At 73.5% G+C, this 22,608-nt stretch carries 19 protein-coding genes and 2 tRNA genes; 8 read left to right on the forward strand and 13 right to left on the reverse strand.

The features are described from left to right. Positions 1 to 32 precede the first annotated feature (32 nt). Positions 33 to 446, reverse strand: coding sequence for a nucleoside-diphosphate kinase (gene ndk, locus ACI8AB_RS00345; protein WP_106280974.1), 414 nt, complete (start codon positions 444 to 446; stop codon positions 33 to 35). A gap of 74 nt (positions 447 to 520) precedes the next feature. Here ndk and ACI8AB_RS00350 point away from each other — a divergent pair, with 74 nt between their 5' ends. Both ACI8AB_RS00350 and ACI8AB_RS00355 read left to right on the forward strand, forming a co-directional pair. Then, positions 521 to 760, forward strand: coding sequence for an RNA polymerase subunit sigma-70 (locus ACI8AB_RS00350; protein WP_456948503.1), 240 nt, complete (start codon positions 521 to 523; stop codon positions 758 to 760). Between the two features lies 1 nt (position 761). Then, entirely contained in the window at positions 762 to 1,295 is a 534-nt protein-coding gene (locus tag ACI8AB_RS00355) for a Clp protease N-terminal domain-containing protein (RefSeq protein ID WP_456948504.1), read from the forward strand. Here ACI8AB_RS00355 and ACI8AB_RS00360 read toward each other — a convergent pair whose 3' ends face one another. Together ACI8AB_RS00360 and folC are read right to left on the reverse strand one after the other, a co-directional pair. After that, positions 1,296 to 1,688: a DUF4233 domain-containing protein gene (locus ACI8AB_RS00360; RefSeq protein ID WP_387985420.1), complete on the reverse strand. Its 393-nt coding sequence runs from the start codon at positions 1,686 to 1,688 to the stop codon at positions 1,296 to 1,298. After that, positions 1,685 to 3,037 (reverse strand): bifunctional tetrahydrofolate synthase/dihydrofolate synthase, encoded by a 1,353-nt coding sequence (gene folC, locus ACI8AB_RS00365; RefSeq protein WP_456948505.1) that lies wholly within the window; start codon positions 3,035 to 3,037, stop codon positions 1,685 to 1,687. Before folC ends, ACI8AB_RS00360 begins: the two co-directional genes overlap by 4 nt. A 41-nt stretch (positions 3,038 to 3,078) precedes the next feature. Between folC and valS the strand changes: the two genes are divergently transcribed. Continuing rightward, positions 3,079 to 5,661, forward strand: coding sequence for a valine--tRNA ligase (gene valS, locus ACI8AB_RS00370; protein WP_456948506.1), 2,583 nt, complete (start codon positions 3,079 to 3,081; stop codon positions 5,659 to 5,661). Positions 5,662 to 5,785: 124 nt separating this feature from the next. Beyond that, positions 5,786 to 6,697 carry a DUF559 domain-containing protein gene (locus ACI8AB_RS00375; protein ID WP_456948507.1) on the forward strand — a complete coding sequence of 304 codons (912 nt, stop codon included), beginning with the start codon at positions 5,786 to 5,788 and terminating at the stop codon, positions 6,695 to 6,697. Between the two features lie 58 nt (positions 6,698 to 6,755). Here ACI8AB_RS00375 and clpX read toward each other — a convergent pair whose 3' ends face one another. The 6 genes from clpX to ACI8AB_RS00405 all read right to left on the reverse strand — a co-directional run bounded on the left by clpX (position 6,756) and on the right by ACI8AB_RS00405 (position 13,053). After that, entirely contained in the window at positions 6,756 to 8,027 is a 1,272-nt protein-coding gene (clpX, locus tag ACI8AB_RS00380) for an ATP-dependent Clp protease ATP-binding subunit ClpX (protein ID WP_387985428.1), read from the reverse strand. 306 nt (positions 8,028 to 8,333) lie between these two features. After that, a complete protein-coding gene (locus ACI8AB_RS00385) occupies positions 8,334 to 8,963 on the reverse strand; it encodes an ATP-dependent Clp protease proteolytic subunit (protein WP_387985431.1) in 630 nt (209 codons plus the stop codon). A gap of 20 nt (positions 8,964 to 8,983) precedes the next feature. Beyond that, positions 8,984 to 9,619 (reverse strand): ATP-dependent Clp protease proteolytic subunit, encoded by a 636-nt coding sequence (locus ACI8AB_RS00390; protein WP_456902534.1) that lies wholly within the window; start codon positions 9,617 to 9,619, stop codon positions 8,984 to 8,986. 307 nt (positions 9,620 to 9,926) lie between these two features. Next, entirely contained in the window at positions 9,927 to 11,426 is a 1,500-nt protein-coding gene (tig, locus tag ACI8AB_RS00395; RefSeq protein WP_456948508.1) for a trigger factor, read from the reverse strand. A gap of 87 nt (positions 11,427 to 11,513) precedes the next feature. After that, positions 11,514 to 11,587: transfer RNA gene (locus tag ACI8AB_RS00400), tRNA-Pro, on the reverse strand. A 14-nt stretch (positions 11,588 to 11,601) separates the two neighbouring features. Then, positions 11,602 to 13,053 carry an amidase gene (locus ACI8AB_RS00405; RefSeq protein WP_456948509.1) on the reverse strand — a complete coding sequence of 484 codons (1,452 nt, stop codon included), beginning with the start codon at positions 13,051 to 13,053 and terminating at the stop codon, positions 11,602 to 11,604. 45 nt (positions 13,054 to 13,098) lie between these two features. On the opposite strand from ACI8AB_RS00405, the gene ACI8AB_RS00410 reads away from it, so the two are divergent. Beyond that, a tRNA-Gly gene (locus ACI8AB_RS00410) sits at positions 13,099 to 13,172 on the forward strand. A gap of 390 nt (positions 13,173 to 13,562) precedes the next feature. Here the strand turns inward: ACI8AB_RS00410 and ACI8AB_RS00415 are convergent. The 4 genes from ACI8AB_RS00415 to ACI8AB_RS00430 form a co-directional block, all read right to left on the reverse strand. Next, positions 13,563 to 13,979 (reverse strand): DUF302 domain-containing protein, encoded by a 417-nt coding sequence (locus ACI8AB_RS00415; RefSeq protein ID WP_456948510.1) that lies wholly within the window; start codon positions 13,977 to 13,979, stop codon positions 13,563 to 13,565. Between the two features lie 268 nt (positions 13,980 to 14,247). Then, complete coding sequence (locus ACI8AB_RS00420) at positions 14,248 to 14,592, reverse strand: cupin domain-containing protein (protein WP_456948511.1); 345 nt, start codon at positions 14,590 to 14,592, stop codon at positions 14,248 to 14,250. Positions 14,593 to 14,619: 27 nt separating this feature from the next. Next, on the reverse strand, positions 14,620 to 15,378 hold the full coding sequence (locus ACI8AB_RS00425; RefSeq protein WP_456948512.1) for an alpha/beta fold hydrolase: 759 nt from the start codon (positions 15,376 to 15,378) through the stop codon (positions 14,620 to 14,622). A 412-nt stretch (positions 15,379 to 15,790) separates the two neighbouring features. Further along, on the reverse strand, positions 15,791 to 16,711 hold the full coding sequence (locus ACI8AB_RS00430) for an alpha/beta fold hydrolase (protein ID WP_456948513.1): 921 nt from the start codon (positions 16,709 to 16,711) through the stop codon (positions 15,791 to 15,793). Positions 16,712 to 16,914: 203 nt separating this feature from the next. Here ACI8AB_RS00430 and ACI8AB_RS00435 point away from each other — a divergent pair, with 203 nt between their 5' ends. The 3 genes from ACI8AB_RS00435 (at position 16,915) to ACI8AB_RS00445 (ending at position 22,529) form a co-directional block, all read left to right on the forward strand. Further along, complete coding sequence (locus ACI8AB_RS00435; protein WP_456948514.1) at positions 16,915 to 19,746, forward strand: AAA family ATPase; 2,832 nt, start codon at positions 16,915 to 16,917, stop codon at positions 19,744 to 19,746. An 888-nt stretch (positions 19,747 to 20,634) separates the two neighbouring features. Continuing rightward, positions 20,635 to 21,846 (forward strand): sensor histidine kinase, encoded by a 1,212-nt coding sequence (locus ACI8AB_RS00440; RefSeq protein WP_456948515.1) that lies wholly within the window; start codon positions 20,635 to 20,637, stop codon positions 21,844 to 21,846. Then, positions 21,843 to 22,529 (forward strand): response regulator, encoded by a 687-nt coding sequence (locus tag ACI8AB_RS00445; RefSeq protein WP_456948516.1) that lies wholly within the window; start codon positions 21,843 to 21,845, stop codon positions 22,527 to 22,529. The genes ACI8AB_RS00440 and ACI8AB_RS00445 overlap by 4 nt, the downstream gene beginning before the upstream one ends. The last annotated feature ends 79 nt before the right edge of the window (positions 22,530 to 22,608 follow it).

The raw sequence follows: 22,608 nt of genomic DNA on the forward strand, positions 1-22,608 counted from the left end.
TGACCCCGGCCCCGGGGGCCGGGTCGAACCGACTACGCCGCGAGGTCCGGGAAGAACAGGCCGATCTCGCGGGCGGCGGACTCGGCGGAGTCCGAGCCGTGCACGATGTTCGACTGCACCTCGAGGGCGAAGTCGCCGCGGATGGTGCCGGGGGCGGCCTTGACCGGGTCCGTGGCGCCGGCCAGCGCGCGGAACGCCTCGACCGCGCGCGGCCCCTCGACGACGAGGGCGAGCAGCGGGCCGCCGGTGATGAACTCGACGAGCGAGCCGAAGAACGGCTTCTCGCGGTGTTCGCCGTAGTGCTCCTCGGCGACCTCACGGGTCAGGGTGCGCAGCTCGGCGGCGACCAGGCGCAGGCCCTTGGCCTCCAGCCGCGAGACGACCTCTCCGACCAGGCCGCGGGCGACGCCGTCGGGCTTGACGAGGACCAGGGTGCGATCAGTCACGGGACGGCAGCCTACGGGTCGCCGTCCGTCAACCGGGGTTGACATCCCCGAAGCTGTCAACCACAGTTGACACCGTGACCAGCCGGACCGCGGACGAGACGCTCACCGCCGCCACCAGCGACGACCCCGCCGTCGGCCTGCGCGGGGTCCGCGCCCTGCGGGACCTGGCCGACCGGCTCGAGGGGTTGCAGGTCGCCGCCGCCCGCCGGCGGGGCTGGTCGTGGCAGCAGGTCGCCGACGCGCTCAGCGTCACGCGGCAGGCGGTGCACAAGAAGCACGCCCGGTCGTCCGGGGCGACGTGGAGGGAGTCCTGAGGTGTTCGAACGGTTCGCCGCCGAGGCACGCACGGTCGTGGTCCTGGCGCAGGAGGAGGCCCGCTCCGCCGGGTCGGACGGCGTCGACCCGGTGCACCTGCTGGTCGCCCTCGCCGCCGCGCCCGGCGCCGCCGGCCCGCTGCTGGCCGCCGCGGGCGTGCACGTGACCGACCTCCGCGCGGGCCTGCCCTCCTCCGGGGGCGGTGCGCTCGATGCGGAGGCGCTGGCCGCGCTCGGCATCGACCTGGACCGGGTGCGGGCGGCCGCCGAGGCGGCGTTCGGCCCCGGCGCGCTGGACCGCGGGTCCCCCGGCCGCCGGAGGGGGCACCTGCGCTTCGCCTCCGGCAGCAGGGAGGCGCTCAAGGAGGCGCTGCGCGCGGCGATCGCGCGCGGCGACCGGGTCATCGACGGCCGGCACCTGCTCGCCGGGGTGCTCGAGGTCGGCGACCCCGCGGTGTCCGCGGCGCTGGCCCGCGCCGGCGCCGACGTCGCCGGCCTGCGCCGCCGCCTGGCGGGCGAGGCCGACGCGGCCTGATCAGGCGGGCGGCGCGTCGTCCCCGGAGGGAGCGGCCGGCTCGCGGAACGGCGCGCCGAGCAGCTCCTTGCGGATCTGCAGCAGGTACAGCCAGATCAGCAGGAACACGCCGCCGACGAACCACATCGACGAGTCGATGAGCCCGGTGAGCAGCAGCGGGACCTGCAGCGCGGTGCCGATCTCCAGGCCGCGCGGCCGCCGCTGGACGCCGCTGGCCAGCACGAGGACGACGGCGAGCACCAGCAGGACCGTCAGCCGGGTGGCGCCGAGGCCCGCCTCGGTCTGCGCGATCGCCCGCGGGACGAACAGCACCGCGATGCCCTCGAGCAGCAGCACGGCGGCGGCCGCCCCCCGCAGCGCCCTCGCGGCCCGGACCGGGTCGGGCGCCGTCACGGCCGGCCGCCCAGGACCGTGCGGGCCTCGCCGGCGGTGACCACGCTGCCGGTGACCAGCACGCCGGAGCCGCCGAGGGCGTCGTCGGGACCGGCCTCGGCCAGCTCGATCGCCTCGGTGAGCGCCTCCGGCAGCCGCGGGGAGACGCTCACCCGGTCGGCGCCGAACACGTCGACGGCGAGCGCGCCGAGCTCGTCGGCCGGCACCGCCCGCGGCGAGCTGTTCTGCGTCACCACCAGCTCCGCGCAGACGGTCTCCAGCTCGCGCAGCATGCCCTCGACGTCCTTGCCGTGCACCGCGCCGACCACCCCGACCAGCCGGGTGAAGTCGAAGGACTCCCGGATCGCCTCGACGGTCGCGGCCATCCCGGCGGGGTTGTGCGCGGCGTCGACCAGCACCGTCGGGCTGGTGCGCACCCGCTCGAGGCGGCCGGGCGAGCGGACGGCGGCGAAGGCCGCGCGCACCGTCTCGACGTCGACGGTCCCGGTGGCCGCGCCGGCGCCGAGGAACGCCTCGACCGCGGCCAGCGCGGTGGCCGCGTTCTGCGCCTGGTGCGCGCCGAACAGCGGCAGGTAGACGTCGTCGTACTCCCCGCCCAGGCCCTGCAGCCGCAGCTGCTGCCCGCCGACGGCGACCCGCCGGTCCAGCACGCCGAACTCGGTGCCCTCGCGCGCCACCACGGCCTCGACCTCGACCGCGCGGCGGACCAGCGCGTCCAGCGCCCCGGGCTGCTGGTGGGCGAGGACGGCGATCGCGTCGGCCTTGATGATCCCGGCCTTCTCGCCGGCGATCGTGGCGACGTCGGGACCGAGGTACTCGGCGTGGTCCAGCGCCACCGGCGTGACGACGGCGACCCGCGCGTCGACGACGTTCGTGGCGTCCCACGTGCCGCCCATGCCGACCTCGACGACCGCGACGTCGACCGGCGCCTCGGCGAACAGCGCGTACGCCATGCCGACCACGACCTCGAAGAAGCTCATCGGGTGCTCGCCGGCGGCGTCGACCATCTGCACGTAGGGCGCGATGTCGTCGTACGTCTCCACGAACCGCTCGGCGCTCACCGGCTCGCCGTCGAGCACGATCCGCTCGCGCACCGACTGCAGGTGCGGGCTGGTGAACCGGCCCACGCGCAGGCCGAAGCCGCGCAGCAGCTCGTCGACCATCCGCGACGTCGTCGTCTTGCCGTTGGTGCCGGCGACGTGCACGACCGGGTAGGCCCGGTGCGGGCTGCCCAGCAGGTCCACCAGGGCGGCGATGCGGCCCAGCGAGGGCTCCAGCCGGGTCTCCGGCCAGCGGGCCAGCAGCTCCTTCTCGACGCGGGCCAGCTCGGCCTCGGGACTGCTGCTCATCCTCCCCAGGATGCCAGTCGCGCACTTCCTAGGATGGGGGCATGGTCGCCGATCCCCTCACCCCGGTCAGCACCACCCCGGGAGCCGGGGCCGGGGTACCCGAGAAGCCGAGCCTCGACGGACTCGAGGACACCTGGGTCGCCCGCTGGGCCGAGCAGGACACCTACGCCTTCGACCGCGCCGCCGCCCTCGCCGCGCCGCGCGAGCAGGTGTACTCGATCGACACCCCGCCGCCGACCGCCAGCGGGTCGCTGCACGTGGGGCACGTGTTCAGCTACACCCACACCGACATCGTCGCCCGCTACCAGCGCATGCGCGGCAAGCACGTCTTCTACCCGATGGGCTGGGACGACAACGGGCTGCCGACCGAGCGGCGGGTGCAGAACTACTACGGCGTCCGCTGCGACCCCTCCCTCCCCTACGACCCGGGCTTCGAGCCGCCGGCCAAGCCGGGCAAGGACCAGGTGCCGATCAGCCGGCGCAACTTCGTCGAGCTGTGCATGCAGCTGACGGAGGAGGACGAGCGCGCCTACGAGCAGCTGTGGCGCCGGGTCGGGCTGTCGGTGGACTGGTCGAACGTCTACCGGACGATCTCGGAGACCTCGCGGGCCACCGCGCAGCGGATGTTCCTGCACAACCTGGCCCGCGGTGAGGCCTACGCCCAGGAGGCGCCGACCCTCTGGGACGTCAGCTTCCGCACCGCCGTGGCGCAGGCCGAGCTCGAGGACCGCGAGCGCCCCGGCGCCTACCACCGGATCTCGTTCCACTCCGCCGACGGCCCGGTGCTCATCGAGACCACCCGGCCGGAGCTGCTGCCCGCCTGCGTCGCGCTGGTCGCCCACCCCGACGACGAGCGCTACCGGCAGCTGTTCGGCACGACGGTGCGCACGCCGCTGTTCGACGTCGAGGTGCCGGTGGTCGCCCACCGCCTGGCCGAGCCGGACAAGGGCTCGGGCATCGCGATGATCTGCACCTTCGGCGACCTCAACGACGTCACCTGGTGGCGCGAGCTGCAGCTGCCCACCCGCGCGGTGGTCGGCTGGGACGGCCGCTTCGTCGCCGACGCCCCGGACGGCGTCCCCGCCGGCGTCTACGCCGAGCTCGCCGGGAAGACGCCGTTCAGCGCCCAGCAGCGGATCGTGGAGATGCTGCGCGAGTCCGGCGACCTGCAGGGCGAGCCGAAGGCGATCACCCACCCGGTCAAGTTCTTCGAGAAGGGCGACCGGCCGCTGGAGATCGTCACCACGCGGCAGTGGTACATCCGCAACGGCGGGCGGGACGCCTCGCTCCGGGACGCCCTCGTCGCCCGCGGGCGGGAGATCCAGTGGGTGCCCGAGCACATGCGGCACCGCTACGAGAACTGGGTCGAGGGCCTCAACGGCGACTGGCTGATCAGCCGGCAGCGGTTCTTCGGCGTCCCGTTCCCGGTCTGGTACCGGCTCGACCCCTCCGGCGACCCCGTCTACGACGAGCCGATCCTGGCCGACGAGGCGTCGCTGCCGGTCGACCCCTCCTCGGACGTGCCGCCGGGCTTCGACGAGTCGCAGCGCGGCGTCCCCGGCGGCTTCATGGCCGACCCCGACGTCATGGACACCTGGGCGACGTCGTCGCTGTCGCCGCAGGTGGCCTCGGGCTGGGACACCGACCCGGAGCTGTTCGCGCACGTCTTCCCGATGGACCAGCGGCCCCAGGCGCACGACATCATCCGCACCTGGCTGTTCTCCACCGTCGTCCGCTCGCACTTCGAGTTCGGCGCGGTGCCGTGGACGCACGCCACCATCTCCGGGTTCGTCGTCGACCCCGACCGCAAGAAGATGTCGAAGTCGAAGGGCAACGTCGTCACGCCGATCGACGTGCTCGAGCGCTACGGCACCGACGCCGTCCGCTGGCGCGCCGCCGGCGCCCGGCCGGGCGCGGACTCGCCGTTCGACGAGGCGCAGATGAAGGTCGGCCGCCGGCTGGCCATGAAGATCCTCAACGTCGGCAAGTTCGTGCTGGGCCTCGGCGTCACCGCCGACCTCTCCGCCGGGCAGGTCACCGAGCCGATCGACCTCGGGCTGCTGCGCCGGCTGGCCGACGTCGTCGACGAGGCGACCGCGGCGATGGAGGCCTACAACTACACCCGGGCGCTCGAGGTGTCCGAGGCGTTCTTCTGGTCGTTCTGCGACGACTACGTGGAGCTGGTGAAGTCCCGCGCCTACGGCTCGGACGACGCCGCCCGCTCCGCCCAGGCCACGCTGGCCCTCGCGCTGTCGGTGCAGCTGCGGCTGTTCGCGCCGGTGCTGCCGTTCGTCACCGAGGAGGTCTGGTCCTGGTGGCAGGCCGGCTCGGTGCACCGGGCGGCGTGGCCGGCCGCCGACGAGCTGCCCGGCGGCGGCGACCCGGCGGTCGTCGAGGTGGCCGCCGAGGCGCTGGCCGCGGTGCGCAAGGCCAAGTCGGAGGCCAAGCAGTCGATGCGGGCCGACGTCGAGTCCGCGACGGTGACCGCGCCGGAGGCGCAGGTGCCGCAGGTGGAGGCCGCGCGGGACGACCTGGTGTCGGCCGGGCGGATCGCCTCGCTGACCGTCGTCGCCGGCGACGGCCCCCTGACCGTCGACGTCGTCCTCGCCGCCCCCGCGGACTGACCTCCGGGACCGCTGTACGCCGGGGGCCCAGGACCGCGCCGGTCCTGGGCCACCGGCGTTCAGAGGTCGGGATGTCCACAGGGCACCGGCGGCGGGGCACCCGTCTGGGCCAGGCTCCCGGCCCGTGCACGAACTCGCCACCCTCCTCCCCCACGGCGCCGCCCGCCGCGACCGGGTCACCCTCGCCACGAGCTCTAGCAGCGTCAGCCGGTGGCTGACCCGCGGTGACGTCGTCCTGCTGCACCCCGGCGTGCTCGCCATCGCGCACCGGGTGGACGAGTGGCCGGTCCGGGCGCTCGCCGCGGCGCTGTGGACCCGCGGGCCGCTGAGCCACCTCTCCGCCCTGGGCGTGCACGGCCTGGCTCCCGCACCCACCGGACCGGTGCACGTCACCGTGCCGGCCGACCGCTGGCCCGCGGGCGTCGTCGCCCACCGGACGACGCTGCCGATGCGTCCCGTCCGGGTCTCCAGCCTGCCGGTGCTCGGTGCCGCGCGCAGCTTCGTCGACGCGTGGAGCTGGGCGGCCAGCCCGCGCCGCAACCCGCTGGCCGCCGTCGACGTCCCGGTGGTCCGGCAGGCGGTGATCGAGGCGGTCCGCACCCGTGCGGTCGACGTCGAGGACCTGCGGGAGGAGTCCGCCGGACAGCGGGTGCACGCCGGCCGGGCGGAGCTGACCGACCTGCTCGGCCTCGTCGCGGGCGGCTGTCAGAGCGAGCTCGAGGTCTTCGGCGTCCTGCACGTCCTCCGCGCACCGGGCATCCCGCCGTTCGTGCAGCAGCACCGGGTCCTGCTCCCCGGGGGCCGCGCCGTCCTGCTCGACGCCGCCTGGCCCGAGCTCCGGGTGGCCGTCGAGCTCGACGGCGCCGCCTTCCACGGCAGCCGCGAGCAGCGGGAGCGGGACCTGCGCCGCGACACGGCCCTGGCGGCGCTCGGCTGGGTCGTGCAGCGCTTCAGCTACCGGCGATTGACCTCAGACCCGGACGGCTGCCGGCGCGAGCTCGAGGCCGTGCTGAGGCGGCGTCGGGCGTACCTCTGAACGCCGGTGGCCCAGGACTCGGCGAATCCTGGGCCACCGGCGTTCAGCTGTATCAGTGCTACGCGCTCTTCTCGCGGCGCTCGCGGGTGGGCTTGCGCGGCACGATCGTCGGGTTGACGTGCTCCAGCACGACCTCCTTGGTGATCACCACGGAGGCGACGTCCTCGCGGCTGGGCACCTCGTACATCACCGACTGCAGCACCTCCTCCATGATCGCCCGGAGCCCGCGGGCGCCGGTGCCGCGGAGGATGGCCTGGTCGGCGATCGCCTCGAGGGCGTCGTCGGTGAACTCCAGCTCCACGCCGTCGAGCTCGAACAGCCGCCGGTACTGGCGCACCAGCGCGTTCTTCGGCTCGGTGAGGATCTGGATCAGCGCGTCCCGGTCGAGGGCCTGCACGCTGGTGATCACCGGGAGCCGGCCGATGAACTCGGGGATCATGCCGAACTTCAGCAGGTCCTCGGGCATGACCTCGGCGAAGGCGTTGGCCTCCTCGATCTCCTTCTTGCCGCGGATCTCCGCGCCGAAGCCGATGCCCTGCTTGCCGACCCGCTGCTCGATGACCTTCTCCAGGCCGGCGAAGGCACCGCCCACGATGAACAGCACGTTCGTCGTGTCGATCTGGATGAACTCCTGGTGCGGGTGCTTGCGGCCGCCCTGCGGGGGCACCGACGCCGTCGTGCCCTCGAGGATCTTCAGCAGCGCCTGCTGCACGCCCTCGCCGGAGACGTCGCGGGTGATCGACGGGTTCTCGCTCTTGCGGGCGATCTTGTCGACCTCGTCGATGTAGATGATCCCGGTCTCGGCGCGCTTGACGTCGTAGTCCGCGGCCTGGATCAGCTTGAGCAGGATGTTCTCGACGTCCTCGCCGACGTAGCCGGCCTCGGTCAGCGCCGTGGCGTCGGCGATCGCGAACGGGACGTTGAGCATCCGGGCCAGCGTCTGCGCCAGGTGCGTCTTGCCGCACCCGGTCGGGCCCATCAGCAGGATGTTGGACTTGGCGAGCTCGACCGAGTCGTCCCGGGAGCGCTCACCACCGGCCTGCACCCGCTTGTAGTGGTTGTAGACGGCGACGGCGAGGGTGCGCTTGGCCTTCTCCTGGCCGATGACGTACTGCTCGAGGAAGTCGTGGATCTCGCGGGGCTTCGGCAGCTCGTCGAACTTCAGGTCCGACGACTCCGACAGCTCCTCCTCGATGATCTCGTTGCAGAGGTCGATGCACTCGTCGCAGATGTAGACGCCGGGGCCCGCGATGAGCTTCTTGACCTGCTTCTGGCTCTTCCCGCAGAACGAGCACTTGAGCAGGTCACCGCTCTCACCGATTCGTGCCACCTGCTGACCTCCACCTCAGGGGGTTTGCAGGTCCCGGGGATGCGGACCTGCGGATCGTGTGTCGCTTGCTGCCCGTGCTCGGCCCCGCGGGAGCGGGTGCCGCGAGGGTGACCTCCCGGCGCTGCCGGCCGGGGATCGGACGCTCGCCGACGGTACCTGCCGCCGCCGACGCCGCGGGGGTTCGACGCCCCGGTGCGCCGGGGGCGTCCGACTCGCGCGTCACTCCCGGCACTGCACCTCGAACGGTACGGGTCGAGTGCGCGACACGCGATGACTCGACCCGTACCGATCGGGCGATCACGGCGATCAGACCGGCAGCGCGTTGAGCTTGCGGCTCTGGATGACCTGGTCGACGATCCCGTACTCCTTGGCCTCGGGGGCCGTCAGGATCTTGTCGCGGTCGATGTCGGCGCGGACCTGCTCCACCGAGCGGCCGGTGTGGCGGGCCAGGATCTCCTCCATCTGGGCCCGCACCCGCGCGATCTCGGCGGCGTGGATCTCGAGGTCCGAGACCTGGCCGCCGGCCTCGCCGGAGGGCTGGTGGATCAGCACGCGGGAGTACGGCAGCGCCAGCCGCTTGCCCGGGGTGCCGGCCGCGAGCAGGACGGCGGCGGCCGAGGCGGCCTGGCCCATGCACACGGTCTGGATGTCCGGGCGGACGAACATCATCGTGTCGTAGATGGCCATCAGCGACGTGAACGAGCCACCGGGCGAGTTGATGTAGATCGTGATGTCGCGGTCGGGGTCGGCCGACTCCAGCGTGATCAGCTGGGCCATCACGTCGTTGGCCGACGCGTCGTCGATCTGCACCCCGAGGAAGATGATCCGCTCCTCGAAGAGCTTGTTGTACGGGTTGCTCTCCTTCATGCCGTAGCTGGTCCGCTCCACGAAGGAGGGCAGCACGTACCGGCTGGAGGGCAGCTGGAAGTCGCTCATCGTCTGTCAGTCCTCGCTGCTCAGTTGTCGGAGACCGGGTTGGCGCTGTCGGTCATCGCGGCGCGGCTGACGACGTGGTCGACGAAGCCGTACTCGAGGGCCTCCTGCGCGGTGAACCAGCGGTCGCGGTCGGAGTCCCGCTCGATCTGCTCGATGGACTGGCCGGTGTGGAACGCCTGCAGCTCGTTGAGCTCGCGCTTGGTGCGGCGGAACAGGTCGGCCTGGATGGCGATGTCCGCGGCGGTGCCACCGACGCCCGCCGAGGGCTGGTGCATCATGATCCGCGCGTGCGGCAGGGCGTAGCGCTTGCCCTTGGTGCCCGCGGTCAGCAGGAACTGGCCCATCGAGGCGGCCAGGCCCATGCCGTAGGTGGCGACGTCGCAGTCGATGAACTGCATCGTGTCGTAGATGGCCATGCCGGCGCTGACCGAGCCGCCCGGCGAGTTGATGTACAGGTGGATGTCCTGCTTGGGGTCCTCGGCGGACAGCAGCAGCATCTGCGCGGCCAGCTGGTTGGCGATGACGTCGTCGACCTGGGTGCCCAGGAAGATGATGCGCTCGCGCAGCAGGCGCTCGTAGACCGAGTCGTTGAGGTTCATCCCCCCGGCGGCACCCCGCATCAGCGGGCTGTACGCCGGGTTCGGGTCGGTGCTCACGGGTGGTGTGACCTCCGTTGGCGGTGGATCGAGTCGGTCTCGGTGGGCGGGAGGCGGGGCCGGCGGCCCTGGCGGGCCGTACCCCCGGCGTCCGCCCCGAGTCACGTCGACCCTAACGCGCACCCCCGGGCCCGGAGTCCCGGCGCGGGGGCCTGTTCGCCGACGGCGCAGCGCGCCCCCGGGAAGACGACGGACGCCGCCCTCCCCCGCGTGCGCGGGGGAGGACGGCGTCCGTGGTGGGCATCCGGGTGGCCCCGTGCCGAGGCTCACCCCGAGCTCGCTCGGGGTGAGGAGGACGGGTCCTCCGTCAGCCCTTGGCGACGTCCCCGCTGTCCTCGGTGGCACCCTCGGTCGCCTCGACGGCGGCCGCGTCGGCGACCTCGGCGTCGGGGGCCTCGTCGGCCTCCTCGGCGGCGGTGTCGTCGGCGGCGGTGTCGTCGCCGGCGGTGTCGTCAGCCGCGGGGGCGGCCTCGGCGGCACGCACCGTCTGCGGGCGGGCGGCCTCCAGGTCGACGACGTTGCCCGAGGCGTCGGTGATCGTCGTCTGCTCGAGCAGCTGGGCCAGCGCCTTGGTGCGGCGCACGTCGGCGACGAACTCGGCGATGTTGCCGCTCTGCTGCAGCTGCTGGGCGTACTGCTCCGGGCTCATCCGGTTGCGCGAGGCCTGCGCCATGATCTGCGCCGACAGGTCGTCGTTGTCGACGGTGATCTCACGGGCGTCGGCGATCGCGTCGAGGACGAACTGGGTGCGGACCGCCTCCTCGATGTTCTTCCGCTGCTCGGCGTCGTAGGCCTCGCGGCTCTCGCTGCCCGACATGGACAGGAAGGTGTCCCAGTCCATGCCGGCGCCGTTGAGCTCGGTGGCCAGCGCGTTGTTGCGGAACTCGAGCTCGCGGTCGACCAGGCCCTCGGGGATCGGGACCTCGGTGACCTCGAGCAGGTGCTCGACCAGCTTGTCGCGGGCCTGCGCGCCCTGCTGCATGACCTTCACCCGCGACAGCCGGGTGCGGACGTCGTCGCGCAGCTCCTCGAGGGTGTCGAACTCGCTGGCGGTGGAGGCGAACTCGTCGTCGAGCTCCGGCAGCTCCTTGGCCTTCACCGAGCGGACGGTGACGGTGACCTGCGCCTGCTCGCCGGCGTGGGGGCCCTGCTGCAGCGGGGTCTCGAAGGTGGCCGACTCGTCGGCGGACAGCCCGCGGACGGCGTCGTCGAGGCCCTCCATGAGCGAGCCGGAGCCGACCTCGTAGGACATGCCGCTGGTGGTGCCGTCCTCGAGCACCTCGTCGCCGACGCGGGCCTCGAGGTCGATGGAGACGTAGTCGCCGTCCTGGGCGGCGCGCTCGACGCCGGTCAGCATGGCGAAGCGCTCGCGCATGACCGAGACCTGCTGGTCGATCTCCTCGTCGGTGACCTCGACGTCGTCGACGGTGACGTTCAGGTCGTCGAGGGCCGGCAGCTCGATCTTCGGCGCGACGTCGACCTCGGCGGTGAACGCCAGGGTGTCGTTGTCGTCGAGGCGGGTCACCTCGATGTCGGGCTGGCCGATGACGCGGACCTGGTTGTCGCGGACGACCTCGGAGTAGACCTCCGGGATGGCGTGCTGGACGACCTGCTCGAGGACGACCGGGCGACCGATGCGCTGGTCGAGGATGCGGTTGGGCACCTTGCCCGGGCGGAACCCGGGGACGCGCACCTGCCGCTTGAGCTCCTTGTAGACCTCACCGAAGGCGTGGTCCAGGTCTCCCCACGGCACCTCGATCGCCATCCGGACCCGCGTGGGGCCCAGTTCCTCGATGGTGCTCTTCACAGCGGCAGTGCTCCTCGGTACGACGGAAGGGGGACGCCGGGACCGGCGCCGGGTCGACCCCCGAGTCTAGAGACGCCGGGGGCGGGGTCGGGGTGGCGGGATTCGAACCCACGGCCCCCCGCTCCCAAAGCGGGTGCGCTACCAAGCTGCGCCACACCCCGTGGCGGCTGCGAGTCTAGGCGGGCACCGGCGGGCGGCGTGCCGCCCACGGGGCGGCCTCCTCCAGCGCGGCCGCGACCCGCACGAGCAGGTCCTCCCGCCCGGCGCCCGCGACCAGCTGCACGCCGACCGGCAGCCCGGCGTCGGTGGTGTGCAGCGGCAGGCTGACCGCCGGCTGGCCGGTGACGTTGGCCTGGGCGGTGTAGGGGATGAACGCCCCGATCCGGCGGCCCTCCTCGCGCGGGCCCGCGGCGGTGAACCAGCCGAGCTCCGGCGGGGGCGCGCCCACGGTCGGGGTCACCAGCAGGTCGAAGCCCTGCCCGCCGTCCTCGGCCGGTGTCCAGAAGACCGCCATCCGGCGGGCCCAGGAGCCCAGCCAGCCGCGGTGCCCGAGGTACTCGGCCGCGGACATCCGGTTCCCGGTCAGCCGGTAGTACGCGTTCCGCGGCTCCAGTTCGTCGTCGGTGATCTCCCGGCCGAGGACGCGCTCGTGATCGGCGAGCATGCGGGCGGCGTCGGCGGCGATGGTGGCGTTGAACGCCCGGGAGAAGCCGTCGTCGAAGAAGGCGGCCGGGCCGGCCTTCTCGACGGCGCAGCCGAGATCCTCGAGCAGCTGACCGGCCCGCGCGACGGCCGTTCGGCAGTCGGGATCGTCGAGGTATCGCTCGTCGGGCGGGGAGGCGAGCAGGCCGACCCGCAGCCGACCGACCGGGGCGCCGACCTCCTCGCCCAGCGGGCGCGGCAGCGGCGGCGCCGCGTACGGGTCGCCGGGCATCGGCCGGCTGATCAGGTCGAGAACGGCGGCGGTGTCGCGGACGGTGCGGGTGACGACGCCGTCGATGGTGGCGCCGGCCCAGCCCTCCGCGACGCTGGGCCCCTGGCTGACCCGTGCCCGGCTGGGCTTGAGACCGACCAGCCCGCACTGGGCGGCGGGGATGCGGATCGACCCACCGCCGTCGCTGGCGTGCGCGACCGGTACGTACCGCGCAGCCACCGCCGCGGCCGATCCGCCGCTGGAGCCTCCGGTCGAGCGTGCAGGGTCCCACGGGTTGCAGGCCGGCACGTGGCACGCGGGTTCGGTGGTGACCGTCGTCCCGAGCTCGGGGACGTTCGTGCGGCCGAGGACGACGAACCCGGCGGCGCGGAAGGCGTTCGCCAGGTGGCTGTCGCGCCGCCAGCGCACGTGCGCGTCGCGCAGCGGACCCAGGCCGTAGGCGGTCTCCTCCCCCGCCATGTGCGCGCCCATGTCCTTGAGCAGCAGCGGCACGCCGCGGAACGGCCCGTCGGGCAGCGTGCCGGCGGCCTCGGCGCGGGCGGCGTCGAACCGCTCGCGGATGACGGCGGCGAACTGCGCGTTCGTCGCCTCGATCCGGGCGATGGCGGCGTCGACGAGTTCGGCGGGGCTCACCTCGCCCCGGCGCACGAGGTCGGCCTGCGCGGTGGCGTCCAGCTCTGTGGGCTCGGTCACGCCCGGACGCTATCGGCCCGGCCCGCTACGCTGGTGCGGCACCTCGCGGGTGTAGCTCAATGGCAGAGCCCCAGCCTTCCAAGCTGGCCATGCGGGTTCGATTCCCGTCACCCGCTCCACGTGTCACCGCAGGTCAACCGGCCCGTGAGGCCCTCTGGAGGAGCTCTGGAGGAGCCTCCGGACGGCTCGTTCGAACCCTTTCAGGCCCCTGTTCCCCGCCGCGTGGGTCATGAACGGGTCACGTCGGGCGGCCCTGCAAGGCCTGGTGAGCTCGAGGCCGTGCCCCCCGGCGACTCGCCGGGCGGTCTCCTCCACCGGCATCGCGAGCCGCTCGGCCGCCACCCGGCGGTAGATCACGACGACGTGAGCGGCCCACCGCCACAGCGGGGTCTGCCACCACCCGGCGTCGCCGAGGAGCCCGGCCCGTGGTCCCGCCGCGACGGCACGCTGCCCGCGATCGCGGGCGTCCCGGACGGCCGCAGGCGGGGCACGAGTCGGTCCTCTGCAGGTCAGGCGGACGGTGGACCGCGGTCGCCGCCGTTGATCGTCGTCGTGACGAGACCCGCGAGGAGATCGTGGAGGACGGTGAGCACGGAAAGCTGGCCGCCGAGTTCGTACCTGTCGGCCAGCTCCCGAGGGTCGTGGTAGGCGAGGTGCGTGCTACCGGACTCCGACCACACCAGCAGGCGTAGCGGCAGGTCCACACCGGCACGCGGATCGGCCTGCATGAGCGCCGTGCCGACCGCGGGGTTGCCGAAGATCAGCAGCACTTCGTCCTGCAGCTGCAGGCCGGCCTCCTCCGCGCCTGCGGCGTGGTCGATCGTCGCGAAGAGCGGCACCCGGCGTCCGTGGAGTGCAGCGGTGATCAGCGCGACGGTGGACTTCACGTCACCGGGCACCGCCACCACGACCAGCGCATGGGGCATCGCCACCTCCGAGTCCGGATGAGCCGGTGGAACCGGTCGCCGACGGTGCGACCGGTCCGGGCGTTGCCGGTCGTCGGCTGTCCCGGACCGGGACTCGGACCTGGCCGAGCGTCGGGTCGCGACACCTACCGGCATCGGTGACATCGGTTCTCCCGGTGCGGGGTGTCCGGAGAGCGCCGCGGCGCCGGTTCGGGCGTCGGGACGTGGGGCGGCCCGCGACCGGCGGTCGATCCTGCTCGAGCAGACGGTCAGCCGGTCCGGAGCACCATCAGCCGGCGAAGGTCGCCAAGGGCTGTCCGACCTCGACGACGTAGGTGGACAGCATCCGTCCTGTGCCCGGGCCGACGTCGCGGGCGTTGTGCGGAGTCCGCGGGGGGATGAGGAAGCCGTCGCCGGCCTGCAGGGTCACGGTGTCGGCGTCCCTGACCTGCATCTCCACCGTCCCGGCGAGGATGTAGCCCACCTCCTCGCCGGGGTGGGTGTGCCAGCCCGATTCCACGCCCACCGGGATCTCGGTGAGCACCTGCACGATCTCCCGCCCGGGGATCGACGAGGGGCCGCGCTGCACCTCGGTGCGCCGGAGGTTGGCGGCCAGGTCGTCCGGTACCGACATCACGGGCGGCCCGGGATCTGACACGGCTCAGACCCCTGCCGGAGCGCGGCCGGCGACACGGTGGCCCACGGCCTCCATCGCCTGCAGGATCGCGTCGATAACCGGCTGCGGCTTGGTGACGAAGGCGACGTGCGAGCCCTCCACCTCGCTGATGGTCATGCCGGCACGCTGGGCCATGTTCCGGACGACGTCGCTTCCCGCGGCCTTGTCGCCGGTCGGGATGACCGCCCAGCACGGCAGGGCTCTCCATGCCGGCGCACGGGTCGACTCGGTGAATCCCCGCATGGCCACCGGCCGCTGGGTGGCGGCCATCAACGCGCTGTCCGCGAGCGGCACGTCGGCGGCGAAGGCGTCGTGGAACTTCTCCGGATCGATCGCGACCTCGACCTCGGTCTCGCTCCCCTGACCGGTGGGGTACCGGAGTTGGACGAGAGCGCTGTTGAGGACGCTGTCGACGGAACCGTTCTCGATCTCCGCGAGCGTCTCCCCCTCGTCCGGGGCGAAGGCGGCGACGTAGACCAGAGCGACCACGTTGCCCGGTCGCGTCCCCGCGTTGGTGAGGACCGCCCCGCCGTAGGAGTGGCCGACGGCGATCACCGGGCCGGGGATCTGCCCGAGCGCACTGGCGACGTAGGCGGCGTCGTGAGCGAGGCCGCGCAACGGGTTGGAGATCGCCTGGGCCCGCACCCCGGCGGCCGCGAGGCCGGCGATGACGCCGTTCCAGCCGGAGCTGTCGGCGAAGGCGCCGTGGACGAGGGCGACGGTGGGGGCGGTGGTGTCGGTCATGACGAATCCTCCCGATGTGGCGGTTGACAGAGCCCGGTGCTGGGGCGAGCGGCCACCACTCCGGCGGTCGTGGGCGGCGGTCACAGGCGACGGCCCGACAGCGGGCCGGAGCCCCCTGCTTCGGTCGCGGGTCCCAGGCGTCGGCGGTCAGCGGCCCGCCGTGACCAGGACGACCCGCTCCCCCGGTCCTCGTCGACGACGGCCACGCCCGCCTCGGTGGTGACGGCCGCCCCTCGCTCCTCCCGTCCCTCGGCTGCCGCGATCCCCGCGTCCGCCCCGGACCTCTCGCGGTGGGACCCTCGTCGCGGTGGTGCGGCCGGAGCAACGGTCAACTGACCTGCCGATGTGGTGGGGCCAGGCGCTGGGCTCGGCACGCGGGGGTCCGGGGCCGGACGGCTGACTCGGTCGAGACCTACCTCACCGCGTGGAACTCCCGGAGGGCGGCCAGGACCTCCTGCGGACGTTCCTCGACCAGGAAGTGGCCACAGTCCAGGGCGCGTCCGGACACGTCGGCGGCCCAGTCGCGCCAGATGGCGAGGGTGTCGTACCAGGCCGCCAGGGCTCCCTGGCCGGCCCACAGGACCTGGGTCGGGCAGGTGATCCGGCGGCCCGCCGCGTGGTCCTCGTCGTCCCACTGCCGATCACACGTGGCCCCGGCGCGGTAGTCCTCGCACATCGCCCGGATCGCGGCCGGGTCCCGAGCACACCGGACGTAGTCCGCCACCGCCGCCGGCGGGAACCGGCGGATGGCGCCGCCGAACTCGGCGTCGAAGAGGAAGAACTCGGGGTCGGCGCCGATGAGCTGCTCCGGGAGGGGGTGCGGCTGGGCCAGGAAGGCCCAGTGCCAGTAGCCGAGGGCGAAGCGGGCATCGGCGCGTGCCCAGACCTCCCCGGTCGGGATCACGTCCATCACGGTGAGCCGGTGAACCGCCCCGGGGTGGTCGAGCGCCATCCGGTAGGCGACCCGGCCCCCGCGGTCGTGTCCGGCGACGTCGAAACGGTCGAACCCGAGCCGGCGCATCAGGTCGACGCAGTCCTCGGCCATGGCCCGCTTGCCGTAGTTCTCGTGGCCGGGGACGGCTGCCGGCTTGGAGCTGTCCCCGTACCCGCGCAGGTCGGGGGCGACCACCGTGAAGTCCTCCGCCAGGTCGCCGGCCACAAGACCCCAGGCCAGGTGGGTCTCGGGGTAGCCGTGCAGGAGCAGCATCGGCGGCCCCGACCCGCCGGCCCGGACCCGCAGCGACACCTCGCCCACGGTCACCTGCGACACGGTCAGCGCGTCGAACGACGCGGGCAGCGTCGTTCCGTTCGTGGTCCCGGCGGGCACGGACATCGGTCTCTCCTGGGCATCCGACACAGCCGGCGCAGCATGGAGGCGCCGAGGTCCCCGGCGCACGAGTCACCCGACTCGTCCTGGCGATGCGCCTGTGGCTGGTCGCCGGCCGGTGCCCTGGGAGAGACTCTCGTCGCCGCCGGTCCTGACGACCGGAGCCGCGTCGTCCCGCGCTGACCGGCGCCCAGCCGAGAGGACGTCCGATGGAGGACACCCCCGTCCTCGGCGACAGCGAGCGCGCCGACCTGGTCGGGCGGATGGCGGAACTGCAGCTCCTCGAGGCCTTCCTCGGTCGGGCTGCCCACCACGGGGACGCACTGCTCCTGAGCGGAGGACCGGGGGTCGGCAAGACCGTGCTCCTCGACGTCGCCGGCCGAGCGGCCGAAGGCTCGGGGATGCGGGTGCTGCGAGCGGCCGGGGTCGAGTTCGAGGCCGAGGTCAGCTTCGCCGGGCTCCACCAACTGTTCCTCCCCCTGCACGACCAGGTGCAGGCACTCCCGCGGCCACAGCAGGAGGCACTGTCGGTCGCTCTCGGCACGGGCACCGGTCGCACCGGCGGCCAGCTCGTGATCTCCGCCGCCGCGCTCGCCCTGCTCCGCCACCTCGCGGAGCAGCAACCGGTCCTGGTGGTCGTCGACGACGTGCAGTGGGTGGACCGCTCGACCGCGCGGGTCCTCGGGTTCGTCGCCCGCCGTCTGGCAGGCAGCCGTCTCGGGTTCCTCGCCGCGGTACGGAGCGAGACCGAGTCCTCCCTGCTGCACGCCGGCCTGCCGGAGCACGAGGTGTCCCCCCTCGACGAGCTCGCGGCGACGCAGCTGCTGGCCAGCCGGTTCCCGGATCTCGCCACGCCGGTCCGCCGGCACATCATCGCGGCGGCGCAGGGGAACCCGCTCGCCCTCCTCGAGCTGCCCGCGACGATGACGGAGGACCAGCGCGTCGCGCGGAACCCCCTGCCGCCCGTCCTCCCGCTGACCGGTCAGCTCCAGAGGCTGTTCGCCCGCCGGCTGCGCACGCTGCCGGCGGCCACGCGCCGGCTGCTCCTGCTGACCGCCCTGGACGGGACCGGGGACCTCCGGGCGCTGCGCGCGGGCTCCTCCGGTGACAGCTGGCTGGACGACCTGGCGCCCGCCGAGCGAGACGGGCTGGTCCGGGTCGACTCGACCACCAACCGGGTGGCCCTCCGGCATCCCCTGATCGGCGCGGCCGCGGTGGAGCTGGCCACCACCGGCGAGCGCCGGCGGACCCATGCCCTCCTCGCGGACCTGCACGCCGACGACCCGGAACGTCGCGCCTGGCACCTGGCCGAGGCCGCGAGCGGCCCGGACGAGCCGACGGCCGCGTTGCTCGAGGTGGCCGCCTCCCGGGCCCTGCACAAGGGTGACGTCGTCCGGGCCGTGCACGCCCGGCTCCGCGCCGCGGAGCTGAGCCCCCGTGGCGCGGACCGTGCGCGGCGGCTGGCCGCAGCCGCCTATCTCGGTGCCGACACAGCAGGGAAGTTGGACAGTGTCCCCCGCCTGCTCGGTGAGGCCCGCCGCGCCGACCCGGACAGTGCGGAGCCCCTCGAGGTCACGGTGGCCGCCGCCTACCACCTCCTCAACGGGGAGGGGGACGTCGACACCGCCCACGCCATGCTCTCCCGGGTGATCGAGGACGCCGTGGAGCAGGGGCGCACCGGCCCGGCCGTCGACGAGGCGCTGCACAGCCTGATGCTGGTCTGCCACTTCAGCGGACGGGACGAGCCGTGGCGCCCGTTCGACTCGGCGGTGACCCGGCTGGGGCCGGGGGTCTCACCGGTCCTGACGGTGTCGAGCAACCTGTACGGCGCTCCCGCCGTCCGCGCGACGTCGAGCGAGCTGGACCGGCTGGACCGGCTCATCGCCACGCTCGGCGCCGAGGTCGACCCCACCCGGATCGTGCGGGTCGCCATCGCGGCCTTCTACGTCGATCGCGTGTCGGCCTGCCGCTCGGCGCTGTCGAGGGTCGTCCGGGACGGGCGCGACGGCGGGGCGGCCACGTCCGCCGTCCAGGCGTTGATGATGCTCTGCCACGACGCCTTCCGCGGGGGACGGTGGGACGAGGCGGCGCGGATGGCCGACGAGGGCATCGCCTGGAGCGAGCTGCTGGGGTACCAGCTGATCTCCCTGCCCGGCGTCTACTGCCGCGCGCTGCTCGCCGCGGCCTGTGGCGACGACGAGGCCACCGGGTCCCTGACCGAGGAGCTCGTGGCCTGGGCGGCGCCCCGGGGCGCGACGGTGCTCGAGCACTTCGCCAACCGGGTCAGGGCCCTGGCCGCCCTCGGTCGAGGCGACTACGAGGAGGCCTACCGCCGAACGACCGCCATCAGCCCTCCGGGCCTCCTGGCGCCTCACGTCCCGGTCGCCATGTGGGTCGCCAAGGACCTGGTGGAGGCGGCGGTCCGCACCGGGCGTTCCGCGGAGGCTGCGGCACACGTCACCGCCATGCAGCGGGCCGAGGTCTTCCGGCTCCGACCGCGCCTGGCCCTGCTCGCCTCGGGGTCAGCGGCGCTCGCGGCCTCCGGTGAGGACGCCGGCGATCTCTACCGAGCGGCCCTGGGCGTCCGCGGCGCCGAGGCGTTCCCGTTCGAGCGGGCACGCGTGCAACTGGCCTACGGCGAACACCTGCGGCGAAACCGGGCGATGTCGGCGGCCCGACTCCAGCTGACCGCTGCTCGGGAGCAGTTCGAGAGCCTGGGCGCGCACCCCTGGGTCACTCGTGTGGAGCAGGAGATGCGTGCCAGCGGTCTGACGCACGGTTCCCGCACCGAGCCAGCCGCGGCGGCGACGCTGACACCACAGGAGCACCAGATCGCCTCGCTGGCCGCTTCCGGGCTGACCAACAAGCAGATCGGAAGCCGTCTCTACCTGTCCCCCCGCACGGTCTCCGGCCACCTGTACCGGATCTTCCCCAAGCTCGGCATATCGACGCGCGCAGCCCTGCGCGACGCGTTGACCCGGACATCCCCTGCACCACCGCCGGTAGCGGCTGACCCGGAGCCGGCTGCGGGATCCGAGTGACACCAACGGTGACCCGCGCACGGGTCCCCGATCTGGCCGGCTTCCACTGGGGCACCTCGCCACAGCCCATCTGTCGGCACTGGAGGTCGCCGAGATCAAGAGGGACACACCTCGTGCACCTCAGGTTCGATGGGTCTCGCCCCGGCTTCGACGGGGTCCGCACCGTCGTCGGGAAGGCTCGACCTCGTGCTGCCCGATCGTGTGTCGAGGCTCGGTGAACGGGTGCCTCTCGGCGGCGGTCCAGTCCGGGCAGCTGACGCTCGAGAGGCGTGGGGACGCGCATCGGAGTCCCTTGAGATGCCTGCGCTCTGCCCGGTAGCGGTCATGACGCACCGCTCGGAGGCCCGGGTGCACAACATCGGCGCCCAGGACCGCGAGAGCTTCGTCCTCGAACGCGTCGACGAGGACTTCTTCGAGGAGCGGTAGGGCCGGGCGTCAGCGCCTGACGACAGCGAGCGGCCGGAGTAGCCGAAGAGCGATTGGTCACACAGTGGTCATGCGGGCCGTCTCGGACACCCTGACAACCCCCTGACCAGCACCGACAGATCCAAGGGATCCCGCCTTCCGAGCCGGCCATGCGAGTTCGATTCCCGTCACCCGCTCCACGTGTCGACCAGCTCGGATGCCCGTCTGTCCAGGTCAGCAGGGCGTTTGCGTCGCATCACCACCCGTGCGCCGAGTTCGCCGGTGACGGCCCGGGCGGCCGACCTCCTCCGCGACGTCGAGGCGCCTCGGGTTCTCGTGGGCGGCGGCGCGGGGCACCGCTCGCAGGTGCCCCGCGAGTCGGGCCATCGACGTCTCCGGGCCCGCGTCCGTGAGCCTCGTCGGGGTCCCGCCCGACGCGAGCGAGTGGCCCACGGTCTGCGGGATGCCCCTACGGTGGGACCGGTGACGGGCCACGTCGCGTGGTGGTCGGTCCAGCGGCTGGGGTCCCGGTCGCTGGCGCTGGACGTCGCGTTCGCGGCCGTCTGTGCCTACGCGGGCTTCGTGCTGGCGACCGAGGCGGTCGGGCTGGTCGGGAACACCGACATGCTGCTGCCGGCAAGGCTCGTCGCGGTGCTGCACGGCGGTTCAGTGGCCTGGCGGCGGGTCAACCCGTGGGCGGCGCTGATCCAGCTGCTCCTCACCGCGGCCGTCTTCGTCGGCGTGCTCGGCCTGCCCGGGCACCTGCTCGGGCCGGCCGTGCTCTTCGTCGTCTACGGCAGCGCGGCGACGCTGAACCGCCGCTGGGCGCTGCTGCACCTCGCCGCGGTGGTCACGGGGACAGTCGTTCTCCTCCGGTTGGAGCCGCTCTTTCCCGGCTGGCCGTCGACGGTCCTCTACCTCCTGACCATCACCGCCGCCTGGTGCCTGGGCGCCGTCGTCCGGACACTGCAGGTGCTGGCGCGCGAGAACGGGCGACGGGCTGCCGAACTCGAGCAGGCACGCCTGGAACTGGCCCGCTCCGCCGTCGCCGCCGAGCGGCTGCGCATGGCTCGCGAGCTGCACGACGTGCTCGCGCACAGCATGAGCGTCATCGCGATGCAGGCCGGCGGCGCTCGGCTGGCGGTGGGCACCGATCCGGACCGGGAACGCGCGATGCTCGCCCAGATCGAGGGGCTGACCCGGGCGGCGCTCGCAGAGATGCGACGCCTGGTCGCCATCCTGCGGGACCAGGACGAGGAGGAGGCGGCCGTCCTCGATCCCGCGCCGAGCCTCGGGCGGCTGCACGAGCTCGTGTCGCAGGTGGTCGACGCCGGGGTGACCGTCGACGTGCGGACGGAGGGCCCGCTCGACGACGTCCCTCCGGGGGTGTCGCTCACCGCCTACCGGGTGGTGCAGGAGGCGTTGACCAACGTGCTCCGGCATGCCGCGCCCACGACGGCTCGGCTGGCGGTGCGCGCCGGGGCGGGCCTGCTCACCGTCTGCGTCGAGGACGAGGGTCGCAGCGGCGGGCCGCGCCCGGCGGAGCGGGCCGACTCCGGAGGTCCGACCGGTCACGGCACGGTCGGCATGCGGGAACGCGTGGCGCTCTACGGCGGGACGGTCACCAGCGGCCCGGCTCCCGTGCGTGGCTGGCGGGTGGAAGCCCGGATTCCCTACGCGGAGGTGACCCGGTGATCGCTGCCCTCATCGTCGACGACCAGCCGCTGGTCCGAGCCGGGCTACGGGCGCTCTTCGAGCACGCTCCCGACATCCAGGTCGTCGGTGAGGCCGGTGACGGGCTGGCCGCGCTCGAGCAGGCGCGTGCCACCCGGCCCGACGTCGTCCTGATGGACATCCGGATGCCGGGGATGGACGGCATCGAGGCGATCCGCCGACTGGCCGCCGACCCGGGCACACGCGACGTCGCCGTGCTGGTGCTCACCACCTTCGACCTCGACGAGTACCTGTACGCGGCGATCCAGGCGGGGGCGCGCGGCTTCCTGCTCAAGGACGCGCCGCCGGAGCGGGTGTTCGACGCGGTGCGGATCGTGGCAGCGGGCGACGCGCTCATCGACCCGGCCGCCACCCGCCGCCTCGTGGAGACCACCATCCGCCGGCGCGGAGCGGTACCGGCCGCCGAGGCGCGGCGGCTGGACGGTCTCACCGAGCGGGAGCGGGAGGTCCTCGGACTGGTCGGTCAGGGTCTGTCCAACACCGAGATCGCCTCGCGGCTGCTCATCAGCGAGGCCACGGCGAAGACGCACGTCTCGCGGCTGCTCGCGAAGCTCCAGGTGCGCGACCGCCCGCAACTGGTCGTCACGGCCTACGAGACCGGGGTGGTCCGCCCCGGGGACACGGCGTCTCATCCCGCCGGCTGAGCCGGTTCTGGACCGCGGGCCGACGAGCGTGCAGGCCCGCCGCCCTAGCGTCGGCAGCGCTCGAGGTTGCGCGGGAGGA

This window comes from Geodermatophilus sp. SYSU D00698, from assembly GCF_054050335.1.